Source organism: Clostridioides sp. ZZV15-6597 (assembly GCF_020657815.1).
Taxonomy (GTDB): Bacteria; Bacillota; Clostridia; order Peptostreptococcales; family Peptostreptococcaceae; genus Clostridioides.
In genome coordinates this window covers 1-19616 of record NZ_JAGWCT010000027.1, presented here as the reverse complement: position 1 = coordinate 19616, position 19616 = coordinate 1, and the positions used below count along the sequence as shown (strand labels likewise).

Annotated in this window: 16 protein-coding genes and 1 pseudogene; 4 read left to right on the top strand and 13 right to left on the bottom strand. The window is 27.9% G+C overall.

All coding sequences use genetic code 11. The features are described 5' to 3' along the window. Positions 1-288: 288 nt before the first annotated feature. The 6 genes and pseudogenes from KGF52_RS08330 to KGF52_RS08310 all read right to left on the bottom strand — a co-directional run bounded on the left by KGF52_RS08330 (position 289) and on the right by KGF52_RS08310 (position 6848). Positions 289-1317, bottom strand: a complete 1029-nt coding sequence (locus KGF52_RS08330; RefSeq protein ID WP_227827831.1) for an NlpC/P60 family protein — start codon at positions 1315-1317, stop codon at positions 289-291. A 436-nt stretch (positions 1318-1753) separates the two neighbouring features. After that, positions 1754-2884, bottom strand: coding sequence for a M56 family metallopeptidase (locus KGF52_RS08325; protein WP_227839784.1), 1131 nt, complete (start codon positions 2882-2884; stop codon positions 1754-1756). A gap of 195 nt (positions 2885-3079) precedes the next feature. Continuing rightward, complete coding sequence (locus KGF52_RS21615) at positions 3080-3238, bottom strand: hypothetical protein (RefSeq protein WP_413894731.1); 159 nt, start codon at positions 3236-3238, stop codon at positions 3080-3082. A 216-nt stretch (positions 3239-3454) separates the two neighbouring features. Next, positions 3455-4220, bottom strand: a pseudogene (locus tag KGF52_RS08320) (M56 family metallopeptidase); the annotation flags it as partial. 410 nt (positions 4221-4630) lie between these two features. Further along, positions 4631-5896, bottom strand: a complete 1266-nt coding sequence (gluD, locus tag KGF52_RS08315; protein WP_227434603.1) for a Glu/Leu/Phe/Val family dehydrogenase — start codon at positions 5894-5896, stop codon at positions 4631-4633. Between the two features lie 127 nt (positions 5897-6023). Further along, the gene (locus KGF52_RS08310; protein ID WP_227839783.1) at positions 6024-6848 is read right to left on the bottom strand and encodes an ATP-binding protein; all 825 of its coding nucleotides are present in this window, start codon (positions 6846-6848) and stop codon (positions 6024-6026) included. A gap of 266 nt (positions 6849-7114) precedes the next feature. On the opposite strand from KGF52_RS08310, the gene KGF52_RS08305 reads away from it, so the two are divergent. Next, positions 7115-8302 carry an SAM-dependent methyltransferase gene (locus KGF52_RS08305; RefSeq protein WP_227827836.1) on the top strand — a complete coding sequence of 396 codons (1188 nt, stop codon included), beginning with the start codon at positions 7115-7117 and terminating at the stop codon, positions 8300-8302. Between the two features lie 126 nt (positions 8303-8428). Here the strand turns inward: KGF52_RS08305 and KGF52_RS08300 are convergent, their stop codons facing one another. From KGF52_RS08300 to KGF52_RS08285, 4 genes are all read right to left on the bottom strand, one after another. Continuing rightward, positions 8429-9655: an FAD-dependent oxidoreductase gene (locus tag KGF52_RS08300; RefSeq protein WP_227839782.1), complete on the bottom strand. Its 1227-nt coding sequence runs from the start codon at positions 9653-9655 to the stop codon at positions 8429-8431. Then, positions 9630-10103, bottom strand: coding sequence for a 4Fe-4S dicluster domain-containing protein (locus KGF52_RS08295; protein WP_227839781.1), 474 nt, complete (start codon positions 10101-10103; stop codon positions 9630-9632). The genes KGF52_RS08300 and KGF52_RS08295 overlap by 26 nt, the downstream gene beginning before the upstream one ends. Next, positions 10096-11997 carry an anaerobic carbon-monoxide dehydrogenase catalytic subunit gene (gene cooS / locus KGF52_RS08290; RefSeq protein ID WP_227839780.1) on the bottom strand — a complete coding sequence of 634 codons (1902 nt, stop codon included), beginning with the start codon at positions 11995-11997 and terminating at the stop codon, positions 10096-10098. Before cooS ends, KGF52_RS08295 begins: the two co-directional genes overlap by 8 nt. Positions 11998-12167: 170 nt before the next feature. Beyond that, a complete protein-coding gene (locus KGF52_RS08285; protein ID WP_227839779.1) occupies positions 12168-13235 on the bottom strand; it encodes a CapA family protein in 1068 nt (355 codons plus the stop codon). 283 nt (positions 13236-13518) lie between these two features. Here KGF52_RS08285 and KGF52_RS08280 point away from each other — a divergent pair, with 283 nt between their 5' ends. After that, positions 13519-13689, top strand: coding sequence for a DUF362 domain-containing protein (locus KGF52_RS08280; RefSeq protein ID WP_009888017.1), 171 nt, complete (start codon positions 13519-13521; stop codon positions 13687-13689). Between the two features lie 213 nt (positions 13690-13902). Here the strand turns inward: KGF52_RS08280 and KGF52_RS08275 are convergent, their stop codons facing one another. After that, positions 13903-14448, bottom strand: coding sequence for an FmdE family protein (locus tag KGF52_RS08275; RefSeq protein WP_413894801.1), 546 nt, complete (start codon positions 14446-14448; stop codon positions 13903-13905). 146 nt (positions 14449-14594) lie between these two features. Continuing rightward, positions 14595-15227, bottom strand: coding sequence for a redox-sensing transcriptional repressor Rex (locus KGF52_RS08270; protein ID WP_227434586.1), 633 nt, complete (start codon positions 15225-15227; stop codon positions 14595-14597). 135 nt (positions 15228-15362) lie between these two features. Here KGF52_RS08270 and KGF52_RS08265 point away from each other — a divergent pair, with 135 nt between their 5' ends. Together KGF52_RS08265 and KGF52_RS08260 are read left to right on the top strand one after the other, a co-directional pair. Beyond that, on the top strand, positions 15363-17276 hold the full coding sequence (locus tag KGF52_RS08265) for an ABC-F family ATP-binding cassette domain-containing protein (RefSeq protein WP_227839777.1): 1914 nt from the start codon (positions 15363-15365) through the stop codon (positions 17274-17276). Positions 17277-17291: 15 nt separating this feature from the next. After that, entirely contained in the window at positions 17292-18668 is a 1377-nt protein-coding gene (locus tag KGF52_RS08260) for an MATE family efflux transporter (protein ID WP_227839776.1), read from the top strand. Between the two features lie 149 nt (positions 18669-18817). Here KGF52_RS08260 and KGF52_RS08255 read toward each other — a convergent pair whose 3' ends face one another. Next, positions 18818-19468, bottom strand: a complete 651-nt coding sequence (locus KGF52_RS08255; RefSeq protein WP_227827844.1) for a cyclic nucleotide-binding domain-containing protein — start codon at positions 19466-19468, stop codon at positions 18818-18820. Positions 19469-19616: the final 148 nt, after the last annotated feature.

Below are 19616 nucleotides of genomic sequence, written 5' to 3'. Positions count from 1 at the left end.
TTCGTCCTCCTTTTTTAGCCTCTCTGAACTAAAATTAAAAGTATTTTTGTACTGTTAGTAGCTTATCACCTTTACCTTATCCTGTCAAGGTATTGCGCAAATAATCATTATCTGGAAAGAATACTATTTAATAGTAATATTAATATAAATCCACATCAAAATTTAAGATAATGCAAAAAACTCTATATTGCATTTAACATATAATCATTTTAGATTTCCTGATTAAATTAAATATAATATAGAGCATTTGTATTTATGTATTTATCAATTTATTATAGTACAAATCGATTATAAGATTCTTTTTGCTGTAACAAATCTTGCTGTATAGTATGCTGAATTTATACTAGTTACACGAACTGTTTTTCCTGTTGATGGTGAATGTATCATATTACCTCCACCTACATATATACCAACATGACTAACAGAACCAGAACCATTAGTTGTAAAGAATACTAAGTCTCCTGGCTGTAAATTTGCCTTACTTACAGTTTGTCCATAATTAGATTGTGCCTTAGATGTTCTTGGTATCTTCTTTCCTACTGCATTTCTGTATACATATTGTGTAAATCCTGAACAGTCAAAAGTATTTGGCCCTTCTGCTCCCCAAACATATGGGCAACCTTGCTTAGAATAAGCCAAATTAAGCACAGCTTGAACTGCATTAGAGTTAGCTGTTGGCACATTTGAATTATTATTTTGTTGATTATTATTTGTATTGTTTTGTTGATTGTTATTTGTGTTTGTAGAATCTCCATTTTGAGTAACATTTTGGTCTACTTGTGGCTCTTCTATTACTGGAGCTTTATCAGTTACATAAGAAGATTTTACATATCCTTCTGTTTCTCCATCTTTAACTTTTAACCAATCTCCATTTTCCTCTAAAACCAATAAAGAGCTTCCTTTTTCTAGCTCCCCAATTACTTCTGAATTTTCACTTTTATCTTTTCTTAAGTTTACTTTATCAGCGTTAGTATATCCTACCCCTTCAGATATATCTACATATCTAGTAGCCAACCAACCTTCGCCATCTTCAACTTTAACTTTAACCCATTCTCCTTGGATTCCTAGGACTGTAAATTCGTCTCCAGAATAAGCTATGTTTTGAACTTGACCTTCTTCTCTTATCTTTATAGCTACTCCATCTTTTATTCTTGCAACTTTATATTTTACTTCTTTATATTCGCCTAAATTTAATTCAGTATTTGTTTTATCATCTTTATTTTGAGATGAATCATTTATTTCATCTGCATTTACAATTGAACTTACTGATAATGCCATAACTGATGCAAATACTGGTATTAATATCTTTTTCTTCACGATAAACCTCCTAAAATTTTCCCATAATTATCTTATGATTCTATTTTGTAGGTGAAGTGTACCTAAGGATAAAATACTAATACACAATACATTAATAAAAGCTCTATCTGTAACTTTTTTGTAAACCTCTTTATATAACTTTTATAGTATCATTATATTAATAAATAATAATTAATTAGCTTATCCAATATGTCACCTAAATATACATTATTTACTTAATTATATAATATGAGTTTGTAAAAGTAAAGAATTTTGTACCTTTTGAAGCTAAAGTACGCATAAATATTGTTTTATGTGTTTTTTTGTGCGTTTTTATGTATCGTATATTTTTTAATAAAACTTCTATAAAGTTAGAAATATAGTGAATTTTTTAACTTATTATAGAAAGCCACTTTTAGAAAAGTGACTTTTAGATTATAGTTTTTTCTAAGTTTACTTATGGTTCTAATTTGTTATAGAATTTTATATAAACTTCTATTTCATCAGAATCTTTTGGAATCTTCCCCAAATACTCACAGTTTTCTTTATGCTCTTTTCTAACCTTTTCAGGAGCATCTGCATATGTAAATGATATAAAGCCTATTATTGCTCTATTAGTAGTTTCTGAGTAATCCAAATCTTTAGGTAATACATTTAAATTAGCAATACTAGTTGAATTTACTTTTAAAAAAGTAATAGAAGATAATAAACATAAAGTTAATGCCATTAAAATACCATTTTTATATTTTTCATTAAACATATTCATTACTCTTTTTTTAATATCAGATTGTTTATGTAATCCAGCCACAAATTTATTTGAAATATTTGAACCTCTTCTCATTGCATTTATAATTGTTAGAGCATAATCTTGTTTTTCTTCTTCACTACGGTTTTTTAAAACCCTCTCATCACAATAAAGTTCACAATCTAAATCTATATGTTTGTCCATTATATATACAAATGGATTAAACCAATATACTATTTTTAAAAATATCATTACATACTTTAAACAAAGGTCTTTACTCCTAAAATGCATAAGTTCATGCCTAAAAATCCAATTGAGCTCTTTTAAATTATAGTCATGTGGTGGCAAAAGTACACATGAATTAAAAAATGCTGGTGTTTCAACTTCATAAGAATACTTTAGTTTTACATCTTTTGTTATATTAAGTTCTTTTAATATATCTTTATAAAGATTTATTATTTCTTCATCCTCAACATCATAGGATAAATCATTTATTAAGTTTTTAAGTTTTATGTATTTAAATATAGTATAAATTAAATATATTACTACACTTATAAGCCAAGCATATAATAAGATGTTATTCTTTAAATTTGAAATATTATTGAATCCCTCTAAATTAATATTATTAATATTGATATTTTCTTTGCTTCTCAAGATATTTATTGTAAAGGTATAGTATGTAAAAGGTAGCAACAGCTTAATAACAACTATCATCCATATGTAATAGTTAAATTTTTTACTAAATCTTTTGAATACATTTTTCTTAAAAATCAATATCAGAAAAATACTTAAGCTACTTACTATAACAGTTCTAAAAATCCCATTTAGAATTGAATTAACCATATATTTTCACCTAACTTATTTATTAGTATTTTGTATTTCAATTTACTTATTTTTTAAGTTTTATATCCTTAATATAAATGTCTCCTTTTAAACTAAATCTAAACTACTTCTTTTCTTATTTAAATCATATTCTAGTAATTAATCTTAAATTTTTTAACTGTTTAATTTAAATATAAAGCTTCTATGATGTTAATTTTATTTTTTTAAATCCAAACAATATCTAAAATCTCTGGGAAAAACTTCTATTGAATCTGAATCTTTAGGTATAATTCCAACTGCTCTACAGTTTTCTTCATGCTCTCTTCTTAATTTTTCAGGTGCATTTGCATATGTAAAATCTATAGTTATAAACATTCCTTCCTCTCTTCCTTCAAATACACACTCAGATTTATTTAAAGGAGCAGTATCTTCAATAAGACTAGTTGAATCAAATTTAAAGAACGTAACAGAAAACAATAAACATATAATTAAAGCTATTAATATACCATTCTTATATTTTTCATTAAACATATTCGTTACTCTCTTTTTAATATCAGATTTCTTATGTAATCCAGCTACAAATTTGTTTGAAGAATTTGAGCTTCTTCTCATTGCATTTATAATTGTTAAAGCATAGTCTTTTTTATCTTCTGTACTAAACTTTTTTAAAACCCTCTCATCACAATAAAGTTCACAATCTAAATCCATATGTTTATCCATTATATATAACTGGATTAAACCAATAAACTATTTTTAAAAACAACACTACATATTTCAAACAAAGGTCTTTACTCTTAAAATGCATAAGCTCATGTCTAAAAATCCATTCAAGTTCTTTTAGTTTATAATCATGTGGTGGTAAAAGCACACATGAATCAAAAAATGCTGGTGTTTCAACTTCATAAGAATATTTTAACTTTATATCTTTTGTGATATTAAATTCTTTTAATATACTTACATAAAGATTTATTATTTCTTCATCCTCAACATCATAAGATAAGTCATTTATTAAGTTTTTTAGTTTTATGTATTTAAAGATATTATAAGTTAAATATATTATTACAGTAGAAATCCAAACATATATCAAAATACTATTACTTAAAGTTGAAACACTATTAAAATGTTCTAAGTTAATATTATCAATACTGGCTTTCGTTTTATTTCTTAAAATATTAACTGTAAAGGTATAATAGGTAAATGGAAGTAACAACTTAAGAACTACTATTAACCATATATAATAATTGAACTTCTTACTAAATCTTTTAAATATCTTTTTCTTAAAAATTAATATTAAAAATATACATAAACTACTCACTATAACTGTTCTAGAAATCCCATTTAGAATTAAGTTAGCCATCAACTCTCTCCTATCTTACTTGAAACATATTTAATTTAGAAATATATTTATTTTTATTTAATATTTTTTCAATTAAGTTTATAAAACTATTTTTATTTAATTATATCTTATTCATAATTAGTGCGTCAATTGACAAGAATTAGTTTAAGTTATAATAATATATAGACTCTATCTAAAACCTACTAATATTACATTATAAGTGTTTTGAAAGTAAATAATTTTAATTACATCAACTTTAGTTTTATTGCTTATAGTTGTATTTAATTTTTTTACATAGATTACATTAATATATCTTACAAAATAAAAAATGACCCAAATTATTTTGAGTCATACAACTTTTAAGGGCTGTACATAGTACAGCCCTTTTATATATTAAATAATTATATCCTATTATTTATTAAGAGTAAATTCTAGTACCATCCTCTTAATTTCATAGCTTCAGCAACTCTCTTAATTGAATGCATATAAGCAGCTTCTCTCATTGTAACATTGTATTCTTCTTTGATTTTCCAAATAGATTCAAATGCTTTAACCATAGCTACTTCTTCTTTTTGCTCTACTTCTTCTTCTGACCAGTAGTATCCATATAAGTTTTGTACCCACTCGAAGTAAGAAACTGTAACTCCACCAGCATTAGTTAATATGTCTGGAGTAAGAACTATTCCTCTTTCAGCAAATACTTCGTCAGCTTCTGGAGTAGTTGGTCCATTAGCAGCTTCACAAACTAATTTAGCTTTTATAGATTCAGCAACTTCTTTAGTTATAGAGTTTTCTAATGCAGCTGGTATTACTATATCAACATCTGAAGCCCAGAACTCTTCTAAAGATATTCTCTTAGCTCCTGGGAAGTTTAATAAGTTACCATGTTCTTTCATATGGTCTAACATAGCTTGACCATCTAAACCATTTTCATTGTATATAGCATAAGAACCTTCTGATTTGCACCATTCAGCCATAGCTACAACAGTACCACCAAGTTTTTCACAGTTAAGAACTGTGTAAGAACCAACGTTTCCTATACCTTGAACAGCTAATTTAGCTTTTTTCATATCTATTCCTAATTTAGCAGCAGCTTCTCTTGCAGTTACAGCAACACCAAATCCAGTAGCAGCTGTTCTTCCTAAAGAACCACCAAATTCAACTGGTTTACCAGTTAAAACACCTATAGCACTTTGTCCAGTTAATTTATTATATTCATCAACCATCCAAGACATTATTTGTCCATTAGTGTTTACGTCTGGTGCAGGAACGTCAACTTTTTCACCTATTAATTTATATATTCCATCTATGTATCCTCTACTTAATCTTTCTAATTCACCTTGAGATAAAGTTGATGGATCTACTATTATTCCACCTTTACCTCCACCATATGGTATACCTGTTACAGAACATTTGAAAGTCATCCATATAGATAAAGCTTTTACTTCGTCTCTTGAAACATTTGGATGGAATCTTATTCCACCTTTTGTTGGCCCTACTGCATCATTATGTTGTGATCTAAATCCTTTAAAAGTTTTTATAGAACCGTCATCCATTTTTACTGGAATTGAAACCTCAATAACCCTCATAGGTTCTTTTAGTAATTCATAAACTGCTGGTTCCATACCTAATTTATCACATGCATTTTTTACTTGAGATTGCGCCATCTCGAAGACATTTACATCTTTTCCTGACATTTGAAAGCCCCCTTATAAATACGTTATAATTATGTATACTCCATTTAGAAAAACCATTTCCTAAATTTACAGTTTAATTATAGCACACTTTATTGCAAATTAGTATATCATTTTCTCAGTTTATTTTTTAACATGGGAGGAAGTTTATTTTTTTAATTTTATGAATGTTAATATCTATTTTTTGTACATTAACTAAAGTCATTCTCTCAATAGACTTTTTTATTATATGTTGCATACTTTCAATTTTTTTTATAACTTCTAAATCATTGATATTTATACTTACAAAAATATTCATAAAATTGTTGCAATTCTCTATATTGGTTTTATTTATTCTATCAATGCTTCCAAAGTTGTACACTTCATATTCAATTATTTGTTTAATTACATCTGCATCAATATAAACTTTGCCAATGTAACTAAAAGTAGGTCTTATAATTGTCTTTTCTAAAACCACCATATTTATATTATTTCCTTTTCTAAAAAGTCTTTTTAATGGATTTATACTAAGACCACTTGTCATATTTTTTATTTCAACTGCTGGAACAGGAATTACATGATTTCCTTCTTTTCTAGATTGTTTTGCTATTTCTATTTCATATTTAGTACTTATATCTTGAATATTTATAAATTTATAAACTTTTCCGATTGATAATCTCTCTACAATCTGATTAATCATTTTTTTTGAAGTTCCTATAACAAGAATCCTATTTATATTTTCTTTCTCTATTACCTCTCTAACCTTTTGTCGATGTTCTAAATTATAAAAAATAGCTCTTTTAACTGCCTCAATAGTAGTCTTTGCTTGTTTTGCTGATATACCTGCTAAAACTTTATTTCTATATATTAAAATCCCATCATCAATTATATAATCTATGTCATTTTCATATGCAAACTCTAGTGCCTTATAACTTTTTCCTGTACCACTTGACCCAACTAAAGCATATACTTCCATTTGATATCTCCTTTATTAAATAGTTTCAAACTAATTGCTTCAAAACTTTATTATTAATTAAAATTATTATATCATTACTAATTGAATATTATATCCAATACTAAAATTTATAAAATAAAATACCACAAGATAAAATTCCTTTATAAAATAAAAAGTTCATTCAAGTAAAAATTAACCAAAAAAAATTTTACTTTTTTAAAAAAAGGAATATAATATACTTTAAGCAAGTAAAACTTACTGGATTTACATTAAAAGGAGCTGGTAATATGAACATTACAAAAAATTTTTTAAAAGACTATTTAGAAAGATTTAATGAAACACCATTTCTAGTTAGGCTTAAAGACGGGGAAGAATTTCTAGTTGGAGATAGCTCTCCTCAATTTAAAGTTATTGTAAATAATGATATTAGCAAATCTGAATTATTAAAAAGTACATCTTTAGCACTTGGAGAAGCCTACATAAATAGAGACATTGAGGTTGAAGGAGATTTATTTTTAACCTTAAATCTACTCCTAAAACAGATAGACAAATTTAATATTGATAACTCAGCTGTAAAACATTTGTTACATTCATCTAATTCGATGAGACATCAAAAGAAAGAAATACACGCTCATTATGACATTGGAAATGATTTTTATAGTTTATGGCTAGACAAAACACTTAGTTATTCTTGTGCATATTTTAAAGATGATAATGATAATCTTTATGATGCTCAGGTTAATAAAGTTCATCACATATTAACTAAACTAAATTTAGAAGAAGGTATGAGTCTTCTTGATATTGGTTGTGGATGGGGATTTCTATTAATAGAAGCAGCAAAAAAATATAAAATTCATGGTGTGGGAATTACACTTAGCGAAGAACAATTTAAAGAGTTTAATATTAGAATTAAAGAAGAGAATCTTCAAGATTACCTTGAAGTAAAACTTATGGACTATAGAGAACTTAAAGAATCAAATCTTACATTTGATAGAGTTGTTAGCGTTGGTATGCTTGAACATGTTGGCAGAGAAAATTATGAGCTTTTTATTAAAAATGTAAATGCTGTCTTAAAAGATAGTGGATTATTTTTGCTTCACTATATAAGTGGCTTAAAAGAATCTTATGGAGACCCTTGGATAAAAAAATATATTTTCCCTGGTGGAGTTATTCCTAGTTTAAGAGAAATGATACATATCTGTAGCGATTATAACTATCATACTATAGATGTTGAAAGTTTAAGATTACATTATGTAAAAACTTTATTATCTTGGCATAAAAACTTCTATGATAGTCTTCCTAAGATTAAAGAAATGTTTGATGATAAATTTATAAGAATGTGGGATTTATATCTTTGTTCTTGTGCTGCTGCTTTCAATACTGGTATTATAGATATACATCAGATACTTTTCACTAAAGGTATCAAAAATGATTTACCTCTAACTAGAGATTATATGTACTCTTGTTCAAAATAGGTACTTTTATAAATTAATCAAAATTTAAACTTAATTATAAAAATAGAGCTATATTTAAGTAAAGCTTTTTATAAACTAAAATCTTTTATCTTAAAATAGCTCTATTTATAAGTTTTAATTCAGCTATTATACACTGTAACAAAACTCTCCATTTTCTTTTATGTTAAAGAAGTCTGCATAACATACATCAAATATCCTATTTTCTAAATCAGATATTTCAACCTTATTTTTTATCAAATGAGTTAATACACCTACATATGAAATATCTCCTTGTATAACTGCTCCATAGATTATATTATCTTTAAAAATAAACTTTTTATAACAATCATTTCCATGTCTAGTTAATACTTTATAACTATCATCTACAGGTGTATTCATGCCTATAGAAATGGTTGGTATATCCATAAAATTCATACTATTTTTAAAAGCAAATTCATCTTCTATCTTTTTATCTTTTCCAACCATATTGTGTGCAGCTATAATTCCTTGTTTTACAGCTATAGGCCAGATGGCATTTTTACCTACAACATCCCCTGCTGCATAGATATCTTCTTGTGTTGTTTGGCATCTATCATCTATTATTATGCCTCTGTCATATTCTATTCCTGTTTCATCCAAAAAGTCAGCATTAGGTTTCACTCCTGTAGCTACGATTACCATGTCTGCATCAAGAACTTCTCCGTTTGAAAATGCAACACCTTTAACATCTTTGCTATCATCTAAAACAATTTCTTGTATTGATGCACTTGGATAAAATTTTACGCCTTTTTCTTTAAATTTATTTTCATATACTGATGCTGTATATTCATCTAATTGTCTATCTAAAATATATTTTTCCATAAAAGCCACTGAAATATCTAGCTGTTCATATTTAAATAAACCAATTAAAGCATCTATCCCAACTAGTCCTGCACCTATTATAACAACTTTCTTCGATTTTTCTGCCTTCTCTTTTATTTTATAAATATCATCTATGTTTCTTACAGAGTATACAAAATTTCCTTCTCTTAAATTCTTTATAGGAGGAATAGCAGAAGATGCACCTGTAGCTATTAAAAGCTTATCATAATTTACAGTGACATCTTCCATTTGAACTAGTTTTTTATCTGTGTCTATTCCTTTAACAGTTTTACCTGAAATCCAATTTATATTGTTTTTCTCCATAAAGTCTTCATCAACAAAGTTTATTTGTTTTAAAGTTCTGTGTTCAGATATAACATGATGTAGCATACATCTTGAGTATATATTTTCATCTTTAGAAATTATCACTATACTAGAATCTTTATCTAATTCTCTCAATGTTTTTGCTGCATTTATACCAGCAGCACTAGCCCCTAACACTACATAATTCATCATTTTCCTCCTTCTGTAATTCAATTGCCCCACTTGGACAATTAGCTACACATCTAGGATATTCCTCATCTTTACATAAATCACATTTAAGTATATTTTGCTTGCTTTTATCATCTGGTTTTAATAATCCATATGGACAAGACATCACACACATATAACATGAACCACATTTTTCTTCATTATATGAAACAATTCCACTTTGACTATCTTTATGCATTGCACCACTCATACATGCTAAGGCACATTCCGGTTCATCACAGTGTCTACAAAGAATTGGAACTGGATTATTATGTTTGCTATCTAGTTCTATATGCCCTCTACTATCATTATCTATATTTTCTAAATCAAGAGTATACATGTCATAATCTTTATTATGCTTTAACATACAAGCTAATACACAACTTTTACAGCCTGTACATAAATCTTTATTTATAAAAATTCTATGCATTACATTCCACATCCTTTAACCCTAAATTTTTTCTTCTGTCTATTATTATTTGTTCTAATTGATCAGCTGAAGATTTAGGATCTGGATTCACTATAACATGTCCTCCTGTTAAGTCTTTTAATTTTTCTGTTAATACCTCTGTTACTAATTTTCCTCCTGTTATAAATGGAGGTAATGCTAAATGAAGAGGTAAACCAAGAGCAAGTCCAAAAGCTCCATCAGCTAATGCTTGTTCTTCTAACCATTGTGGAGCTGAAAGCACTAATGGTAATTGTGGTAAATCTATTCCAAGCTCAGCTGCTAACTCTGTTGCTACTATTTCAAGTCTTCCTATAGCTAAACATGGCCCAAAGTTTAATACTGGTGGTATTCCTAAAGTCTTACATACTTCTTTTAAGTTTTCTCCTGCTAATTCTTCTGCTCCAGGTGACATAAGACCAACATTTTCTAATCCTCCAGTAGAACATCCTGCTGAAAGTACTATAATATCTTTTTTAATTAACTCCTTAGTCAATTCAACAGTATTTACATCATGACCTCCTGCTGTCATATTTGAACATCCTACAACAGCTGCAACCCCTTTAATTTTTCCTTCTGCAATTAAATTAATAAGAGGTTTCCATGAATCTCCTAAAAATGCTTTTAGATTCTTTTCACTTACACCAGTTAAAGACTGCTCAAATCCATGGTCTTTTGGTATATCTATTTCAACACTTCCTCTTCTATCTTTATAAGATTCTAGTGCTTTTTGTATTAATGAATTACTAAGTTCATCTAAATTACTTCTATCTAATTCTATATATTCTGCATTTGCTTTTTTAGCAACATCATCTAAGCAAACCATTTTTACTTTATATTTATCTGCTATTGGCTCAAGTCCAGGTATAGTACAGTTAAATTCAGAAAGAACTATATCTATTGCTCCAGTTGATAAAACAGCTTCACTTGTAAAGTTGTTACCAGCATGACCAGCAAATACTTCTTGGTAATGTTCTCCTCTTAATTGTAAATCTTGACCAACACATGTACATCCTACTAATTTAAATCCTTTTGCCCCAACAGATTGAGCTAATTTTATAACATCTTCATCTTTTAATCTGTCTTGGAAATTTGCAAATGTTGAATGTTGATGACCTGTTATCATTATATTTATGTAGTCTGGGTCTATTACATTAAATCCTACAGGAGCCATTCTTATAACTGGTTCTCCTAACATAACATCATTTAAAAGATTAGTTAGAGTAAGACCATATAACCCTGTTGATATTCCTAAATTTAAACAGTTGACTAACATGTCTACTGGGTCACTGTTTAAATTTGTTGATGATTTTACTATTGCATCAAACACTTCTGATTTTGCACCACCAGGCATTATACCTAACTCTTTCCATTTTTTTACTCTAGGTGCATAAGCTATTTTTTCTACTAATTCCATCTTGTCATCTCTTGATTTATATAAATCATTTATAACTTTATCAGCTACTTTTATACATTTATCGTATTTTTCATCACTTTCTATTCCAAACATCTCTGCTAATTGATTTAATGTTTTTTCTCCCTTAATAACACCTTTAGTTATTCCAACATTTTTTAAATTCTTAGCTGTATTTTCTACCACATGTAAATAACAAGCTGCCCCTGATGCTACTGCTCTTAAAAAGTTTCTTGCTACTATAGTATCTGCATCTGCTCCACATATACCTCTTGGTGACTTTGGAGTTACTCTACATGGTCCATTTGAACAGAGTCTACAACAGACTCCTTGAAGTCCAAAACCACATTTAACCTTTTGATCTTCAGTTCTATGAAATGCTGTTTCAACATCCTTTGAAGCTACAAAACTTTCTAATTTCTTGTCTGCGCTTTCGCACATTTTACAAGTGTTACAAGCCATTACAAATTCCCCCTTATATTTTTATATTAAAAAAGTAGATTTAATAGCATTATAGTGATTGACTACAATTTAACTATTAAAATCTACTTATTTGATACCACGTTTTCCCAAGCTTCAAACAAAATATAAATTATTAAAATAAATATATATATTTATTTTTTTTTACACTTTTAACTGTTCAAATCTTTACTTATTTTTTCTAGCTTATTTAAAACCCTATCCTTCTCACTTCCATCTAATACTTTTGGTTGATAATTATTTCTAGAGCTACTAGATGTTATTGCTGTTGGTATTATATTTGGCTCTTTAATTGAAGATAGTTTATTATCTGAGAAGGTAAAAGTTTGTTGATATATATAACTGTCTGTATCAGAAGGATTCTTGTTTCCTCCAAAACAAAAATTTCCTAAACTATAGGCTATATACTTATCTTTATACTTTTCTATACCTTGAACTACATGAGGATGAGAACCTATAACTAAGTCTGCACCCTTATCTATCACATAATGAGCGAAATCTTTTTGTTTTTTATCTGGAGAATATTCCAGCTCTATTCCCCAGTGAAAATAAACCATAACAACATCTGACTTCTCTTTTAGGGCTTTAATCTCATCTTCCATTTGTTTTAAGTTTTTTTCATTGTATTCAGTTGACAATCCATTATATCCCAATAAACCTACTTTAATTCCATTAACATCTATTACTGCATCTTTACCTAAACCAAAGTAATTTATCTTATTTTCATCCAATATAAACTTAGTATTCTTCATACCTTCCTCAAAATAATCCTCTGAATGGTTATTTGCAACACTTACTGCCTCTACACTTCCAGACTTCAAAATGTTTATATATTCTGGTTTGCCTTTAAATGCAAACTTCTTCTCCTTCGCCTTTGATGCATTGGTAAGAGGACCTTCTAAGTTAACTACTGTCAAATCATCTTTTTCAAATATAGGTTTTACATTTTTAAGAAAATAATCATAGTCCTTTCCTTGTCTTTCAAATTCATGGTCGAAACTACCATAGTATGATGAACCTTTATAGTTTCCCATAGTTACATCACCAGCAAAACTTATAGTTATATCTTTTATTACAGGCTCTTTTTTTTGCTCTTCAACCTGACTTTGATTATTATTAGAATCTTTTTTAATATTATTTTCTTTATTCGAATTATTAGAACACCCCACTACAAGCAACAATAAACTCATAATACATATGTAAACTAACTTATTTTTCATATTAAATCTCCTTTAAATCAACAAATTCTTAATAAAATGTACTCTTTAAGAGTATAACATTTTTAAATGTACTCCATACACAACTTTTAAACTTTAATTTTATTTTTAAGGTAAACTTCTCTAAGATAAATAAAAATATAAGCAGATTAAAATTTATTGTAAAACTTTAAAATAAGAATATCACAATAAAGTTTTTATTGTAGAATTAATTTAATTGTTATATTCAATAATATTTGTTATAATGTTATTGAATTACAATACATATAAAAGGGAGGATTTCAAAATGGCATATAAAATTACTGACGCTTGTATAAGCTGTGGTGCTTGTGAGGCTGAATGCCCTGTTAGCTGTATATCAGCTGGAGACGACGCATATGTTATAGATGCTGGTTCTTGTATAGACTGTGGTTCTTGTGCAGGAGCTTGTCCTGTAGATGCACCTCAACCAGAATAATAATTGGTTATTCATAAAGAGACTGGCTTAATTTGATTTTATCAATATTAATCAGTCTCTTTTTATTATGCATAAATTAAATAACATTTATTTTTAAATATCATCACTTTACTCAATTAAAATAAAGCATTTATTTCTATTATATAAATTTAATAGTATTGTATATAATCCTTTGCTGTGACTCTTTCATTGCTATGTATAAACTTAATATTTTTAATTTGATGTTTCTTTTCCTTCTTCATAAAATCTTTCGTATTTGCTAAAACAATCAAGGCATACCTTCTTACTATCTTGAATTCTTATATATTGCTCAGGTGCAAACTCTCCACACACTTCACATTTAAGAGACTTAAATATTCTTGCCTTTTCTGGAAGTCTTAATTTTGTGTCTGTAATTTCAAATATATCTTCAAATTCACTTTCTAATAAGTATTTTTTATACCCTTCTCTATCCATATCAAATGGTTTTGATTTCACATATATTCTTATAGACTTTCCATTTTCCCTATTAAAAAAATGGTATACTGATTTACCTGTCATTCTAAGTAGCAAATTCCCTTTACCCATCGTACAACTTAATACCACTTGTATACCATCTATTCCACATGCATCATTTTCAGAAATACATACAATCTCTTCATCCCCTGACTGATTACATTCCAAATATTTTCTCGCTGCAAGTGCCGCTTTAAATCCTATAGCTAGACCTGGACATTCATGACCATGAAATTCAATAGCTTTTTGCCATAACTCTTCCACTAACATCACTCCCTTTATATTAAGTTTACTTCTATATTATATTAATTTTAGCTTTTATATTTTAAAAAGCCAGATGATTTAATATTAAATCTTCTGACTTTCTCAATACTCTTCATAGTTACTTATTATTAATATGTTTAAGTTGTCTACTTTCCTTCTTTCATCAAATATGATAAAGTAAATAAGCTTTCTGTTAGGTTTACATTTTCAACTATAACACCTTTCGGAACTTCTAAATCTAATGGTGCAAAATTCCATACACCTTTTATTCCAGCTTTTACAACTCTATTAATAACTTCTTGTGCTCCATTTTTAGGTATACATAATACAGCAATATCTATATCATTGTTTTTTATAAACTCTTCTAAAGTGTCTGAATCTAACACTTCAAATTCTCTTATCTTTAAACCTATCATTCTAGGATTTGCATCAAACAAAGCTTTTATCTCGAATCCAGCTTTTCTAAATCCTGCATAATTGGCTATAGCTTGTCCCAAGTTACCCGCTCCTACAAGAACTGCATTATATGGTCGGTCTAATCCAAGTATTTTACCTATCTCAGTATGAAGAGCCTCTACATTATAACCATACCCTTGTTGTCCAAATCCACCAAAGTTATTTAAATCTTGTCTTATTTGAGAAGCAGTAAAACCTATTATATCACTCAATTCTTTAGAAGATATTCTTTGTATATCCCTATCTAATAAGTCTCCAAGATATCTATGATATTTTGGGAGCCTTCTTATAACTGCCATTGATATATTTTTATTTCCCAACATTTTCACCTCCTAAAAGTGTCCTCTTTTTTGTTTGATTCACAATAAAATATTTCTTTTTCAAAACTAATACATATAACCTTGATTATATTATATCAAAACATTATAATTTTAGATAGTTCAAGGAGGTAGAAATTTATGATTGTTTTGTCATGCAACAACTTAAATAAAAGTTTTGGTATAGATTCTATATTGGAAAATATTAGTTTTACAGTAAATGAAGGGGATAAAATTGGTATAATTGGCATTAATGGTACTGGAAAAACTACTTTATTTAAAATAATATCGGGAATTTATGGCTATGATAGTGGAGATATTTACACTTCTAAAGATTGTGAAATCGGATATTTAGAACAAAATACCAATTTTTATTCGGATAATACCATTTTAGAAGAAGTGTTGGAAGTTTTTAAAGATTTGATAGATATGGAATCCTATTTAAGAGAATTGGAAGTTAAAATATCTGAGGAAAGCACAAAAACAAACTCTCCAATTTTAGAAAAAATCATGGATGAATATTCACATAAGTTAGAATTATTTTCAGATTTAAATGGATATGGATATAAGTCTGAAGCTAAAGGAGTTTTAAAAGGATTAGGATTTAGTGACAATGATATGGATAAACCAATAAGTATACTTTCTGGTGGTGAAAAAACTAGGGTTCTTTTAGGAAAATTACTTCTTAAAAAACCAACTTTATTATTACTTGACGAGCCTACTAACCACTTAGATTCTGAAGCAATAGAATGGCTAGAAGTATTTTTAAAACAATACAAAGGTACTGTTATGCTAATATCTCATGATAGATATTTCTTAGACCAAGCTGTAAATAGAATTTTTGAAATTCACAATAAAAGACTTAAAGTATATAATGGTAACTATTCTAAATTTGTTGAGCTGTCTAAAATAGAAAAAGAACTAGAACTAAAAAAATTCGAAGACCAGCAAAAAGAAATAAAAAAACAAGAAGAATCTATTGAAAGACTAAAAGCGTATGGTCGGGAAAAGCACCTAAAACGTGCGAGAAGCAAAGAAAAAGCATTGGACAAAGTAGATGTTTTAGATAAGCCAGAAGCTTATAGAAAAAAAGCTCGTATACAGTTTACTCCCTCTGTTCAAAGTGGGAATGATGTCCTTCAAATTAGAGATGTATCTATGGGATATGGAAAAAGAATACTTTTTAAAGATTTAAACTTAGACATATATAGAGGAGAAAAAGTTGCTCTTATAGGTGCAAATGGTATTGGTAAGTCTACATTATTTAAAATAATAACTAACGAACTACAACCTCTTAATGGTAATATTAAGTTTGGAACTAATGTCCATGTTTCTTACTTCCATCAGGAACAAAAAACTCTTAATTTGGATAACGCCATAATTGATGAAATTTGGGAAAATAATCATCATCTTACTCAAACCACTTTAAGAAATATGTTAGGAGCATTTTTATTTGTTGATGAAGAAGTTTTCAAGAAAATTTCTACATTAAGTGGTGGAGAAAGAGCCAGAGTGGCTATACTTAAACTTATACTATCCAATGCAAATTTCTTATTGTTAGATGAGCCTACTAACCACCTAGATATTGATTCTAAAGAGGTCCTTGAGGAAGCATTAACTAATTATGATGGTACTATATTTACAATATCACACGATAGATATTTTCTAAATACTGTTGTAGATAAGATTCTTGTTTTAGATGAAGACGGAGTTACTGAATATTTAGGTAACTATGATTATTATATTGATAAGAAAAGACAAGTTCAGGAAATGAGTATTGTTGAAGAGAAAGAAGAAAAAACAAGGACTCAAATAAAGGATGAAAAAAGAAAAGAAAGAGAACAAAGAGAATTAGAAAAGAAAAATAGAATAAAAAGGCAAAGTATAGAAAAAGAAATTGAAAAGCTAGAACTTAAAATTGAAGAATTAGATGTGCTATTGTGTCAAGAAGAAGTATACTCTAATCCTGAGAAAGCTAAAGAAGTCAGTCAAGAAAAAATCAGTTTAGAAAATGACCTTTCCTCTCTATATGATGAGTGGGAAGAGTTTATGTAAAAAGGAGAGGATTATTTGCAAGCATTGTTTTCTTTAAAGGATGAAAATAAAAGGTTTTACAAGATACTTCTATCTTTATGTATACCTATTATCATACAAAACTTAATTTCTACATCTGTAAATGTAATAGATACAGTTATGATAAGTAGTTTAGGTGAAGTATCTGTAGCTTCAGTTGGAGTTGCAAACCAATTTTTCTTCCTTTTTAATATGTCTCTATCTGGTATTACAGGTGGAGCTGGAGTTTTTATTTCACAGTTTTATGGAAAGAAAGATATTAGTAATATAAAAAAGGTTACAGGTCTTACCTGTATATTAGCACTAGCTTTAAGTTTTGTATTTGTTATCCCTGCTCTACTAACGCCAAAACCAATAATACACATATTTTCTTATGATTCAGAGGTTGTAAGACTTTGTATAGAGTATTTTAGCATTGCAGTATTTAGTTATCCATTGATAGCTATAAGTACAGTGTTTAGTACTGGTTCTAGAGGTGTTAGGAATCCTAAGTTAGGTATGATTTGCAGTGCATTTGCTCTTGTAACAAATGTTATTTTAAATTATGGATTTATATTTGGTAATTTAGGGCTTCCTGCATTAGGCGTAAAAGGAGCTGCTTTAGCAACTGTAATTGCAAGAATATGCGAATTAATTTTAATGCTTACTTATGTCTATTTTTATAAAAAAGACTATATATTAAAATTTAGTTTGAAAAATCTAAAGGCTATTGATAAGATTTTTATCAAATCTTTTTCATCAAAGAGTTTCCCTATATTTGTAAATGACTCTGCATGGGCAGTTGGAACTGTTCTGTATTCTGTTGCCTATTCAAGGGCAGGTACATCTGCTATAGCGGCAAGTCAAATAGCAACTAGTACAGGTAACTTCTTTATAATGACTGCTGTATGTATTGCATCTGGTGCATCTATTATGCTTGGTAATGAACTTGGTGCTGACCATATCAAAAGAGCCATTGAATATGCTAAGAAATTTTCTATACTAGTGTTTTTAGCTGGTTTAATACTTGGAATTATTTTAATTTTAAATATCCCATTATTATTAAAGATGTTCAGTGTTTCTGATAGCTTGTCTTCTGATATAACTAAAATATTTTTTATAATGGGTATACTAATGGCTCTAAAATCATTTAATACATTAATTATAATTGGTATTTTGAGAAGTGGTGGAGATACTAAATATGCTCTATTTTTAGAATTAGGATGTATGTGGTTAGCTTCACTTCCTTTAACTTTTATAGCAGCATTTAAAGGGGCACCTATATTTATCCTTGTTCTACTCACTTACAGTGAAGAAGTTGTAAAATTTATATTTGGTGTACCTAGAGCATTATCTAAAAAATGGGCTATTAACATAGTTAAAGAAATTGATTAATAACAATAGTATATTTTAGTAGTATATAATACTTTAAAATAGTCTCACTGAAAACAGCTAAATTATTTCTGGTTTTCAGTGAAGCTATTTTTTATTTTTTATAGAAATTATTATATTATATTTAAGTGAAATAGCAATAATATTTATAACTATTTATCTTCTAAAAATTCCTTTACTTCAAAGGCTAATCTATATAATTTATCATAATTCAAAACTTCATATGTACTATCTATTTTTTTAATTATACCCTTTTCAATTAAATTCAATAGGGAGTGGTATCTACTCTTTCTACTGATTGAATAAATTTCACTAAAATTACGAATATACTTTGCTTTACATGTACTATTCTCTTGTTTTTTTAATATACAATATGCAATGACTTCTGTACAAGAAAATAATTCTCTTACCATTCTAGTCTTGTACAACTCATATATTCTTCTTGTACATTTACTGTGAAATAATTCAATAAAATCTCTTTTAAGGTATAGGTCATCAAAGACATCTTTTTTAAATCGGAATAATTTTATATTAGTTTTCGCAAAGATATCACATTTCAAATTATGTTCATATATATAACTAATTTTACCTATAAATTCATTTTCTGGTACAATATCAACAAGAAATTTGTTTCCTCCTCTAGTAGAGCATTCTACTAATGCAACTCCCTCTATTATAAAAAAGACTTCTTGTAAATCTTCATCTGACGCTACAAATCTTTGCCCTTTTTTATATTCGACAATGGATACTTGATTTAAGTTATTTTTAATAATTGGGTATATGCTCGTTTCTTCTGCTTTCATTAAATTCTCCTTTTATGATATATTGTATAAAATATTCTATTTATATATTTTAATTTAGATTAATTTTTAACAAAAGATAATATAACAATTAAATTAATCTTGACAAATCTATTCTACTCAAGCAGAATAAACTTATACATATATATTT

Excerpts from the sequence above, each read along its gene's own strand:
- KGF52_RS08325 (WP_227839784.1), bottom strand. The coding sequence starts at position 2,884 with ATGGTTAATTCAATTCTAAATGGGATTTTTAGAACTGTTATAGTAAGT.
- KGF52_RS21615 (WP_413894731.1), bottom strand. The coding sequence starts at position 3,238 with ATGTTTATAACTATAGATTTTACATATGCAAATGCACCTGAAAAATTA.
- gluD (WP_227434603.1), bottom strand. The coding sequence starts at position 5,896 with ATGTCAGGAAAAGATGTAAATGTCTTCGAGATGGCGCAATCTCAAGTA.
- KGF52_RS08310 (WP_227839783.1), bottom strand. The coding sequence starts at position 6,848 with ATGGAAGTATATGCTTTAGTTGGGTCAAGTGGTACAGGAAAAAGTTAT.
- KGF52_RS08305 (WP_227827836.1), top strand. The coding sequence starts at position 7,115 with ATGAACATTACAAAAAATTTTTTAAAAGACTATTTAGAAAGATTTAAT.
- KGF52_RS08300 (WP_227839782.1), bottom strand. The coding sequence starts at position 9,655 with ATGAATTATGTAGTGTTAGGGGCTAGTGCTGCTGGTATAAATGCAGCA.
- KGF52_RS08295 (WP_227839781.1), bottom strand. The coding sequence starts at position 10,103 with ATGCATAGAATTTTTATAAATAAAGATTTATGTACAGGCTGTAAAAGT.
- cooS (WP_227839780.1), bottom strand. The coding sequence starts at position 11,997 with ATGGCTTGTAACACTTGTAAAATGTGCGAAAGCGCAGACAAGAAATTA.
- KGF52_RS08285 (WP_227839779.1), bottom strand. The coding sequence starts at position 13,235 with ATGAAAAATAAGTTAGTTTACATATGTATTATGAGTTTATTGTTGCTT.
- KGF52_RS08280 (WP_009888017.1), top strand. The coding sequence starts at position 13,519 with ATGGCATATAAAATTACTGACGCTTGTATAAGCTGTGGTGCTTGTGAG.
- KGF52_RS08270 (WP_227434586.1), bottom strand. The coding sequence starts at position 15,227 with ATGTTGGGAAATAAAAATATATCAATGGCAGTTATAAGAAGGCTCCCA.
- KGF52_RS08265 (WP_227839777.1), top strand. The coding sequence starts at position 15,363 with ATGATTGTTTTGTCATGCAACAACTTAAATAAAAGTTTTGGTATAGAT.
- KGF52_RS08255 (WP_227827844.1), bottom strand. The coding sequence starts at position 19,468 with ATGAAAGCAGAAGAAACGAGCATATACCCAATTATTAAAAATAACTTA.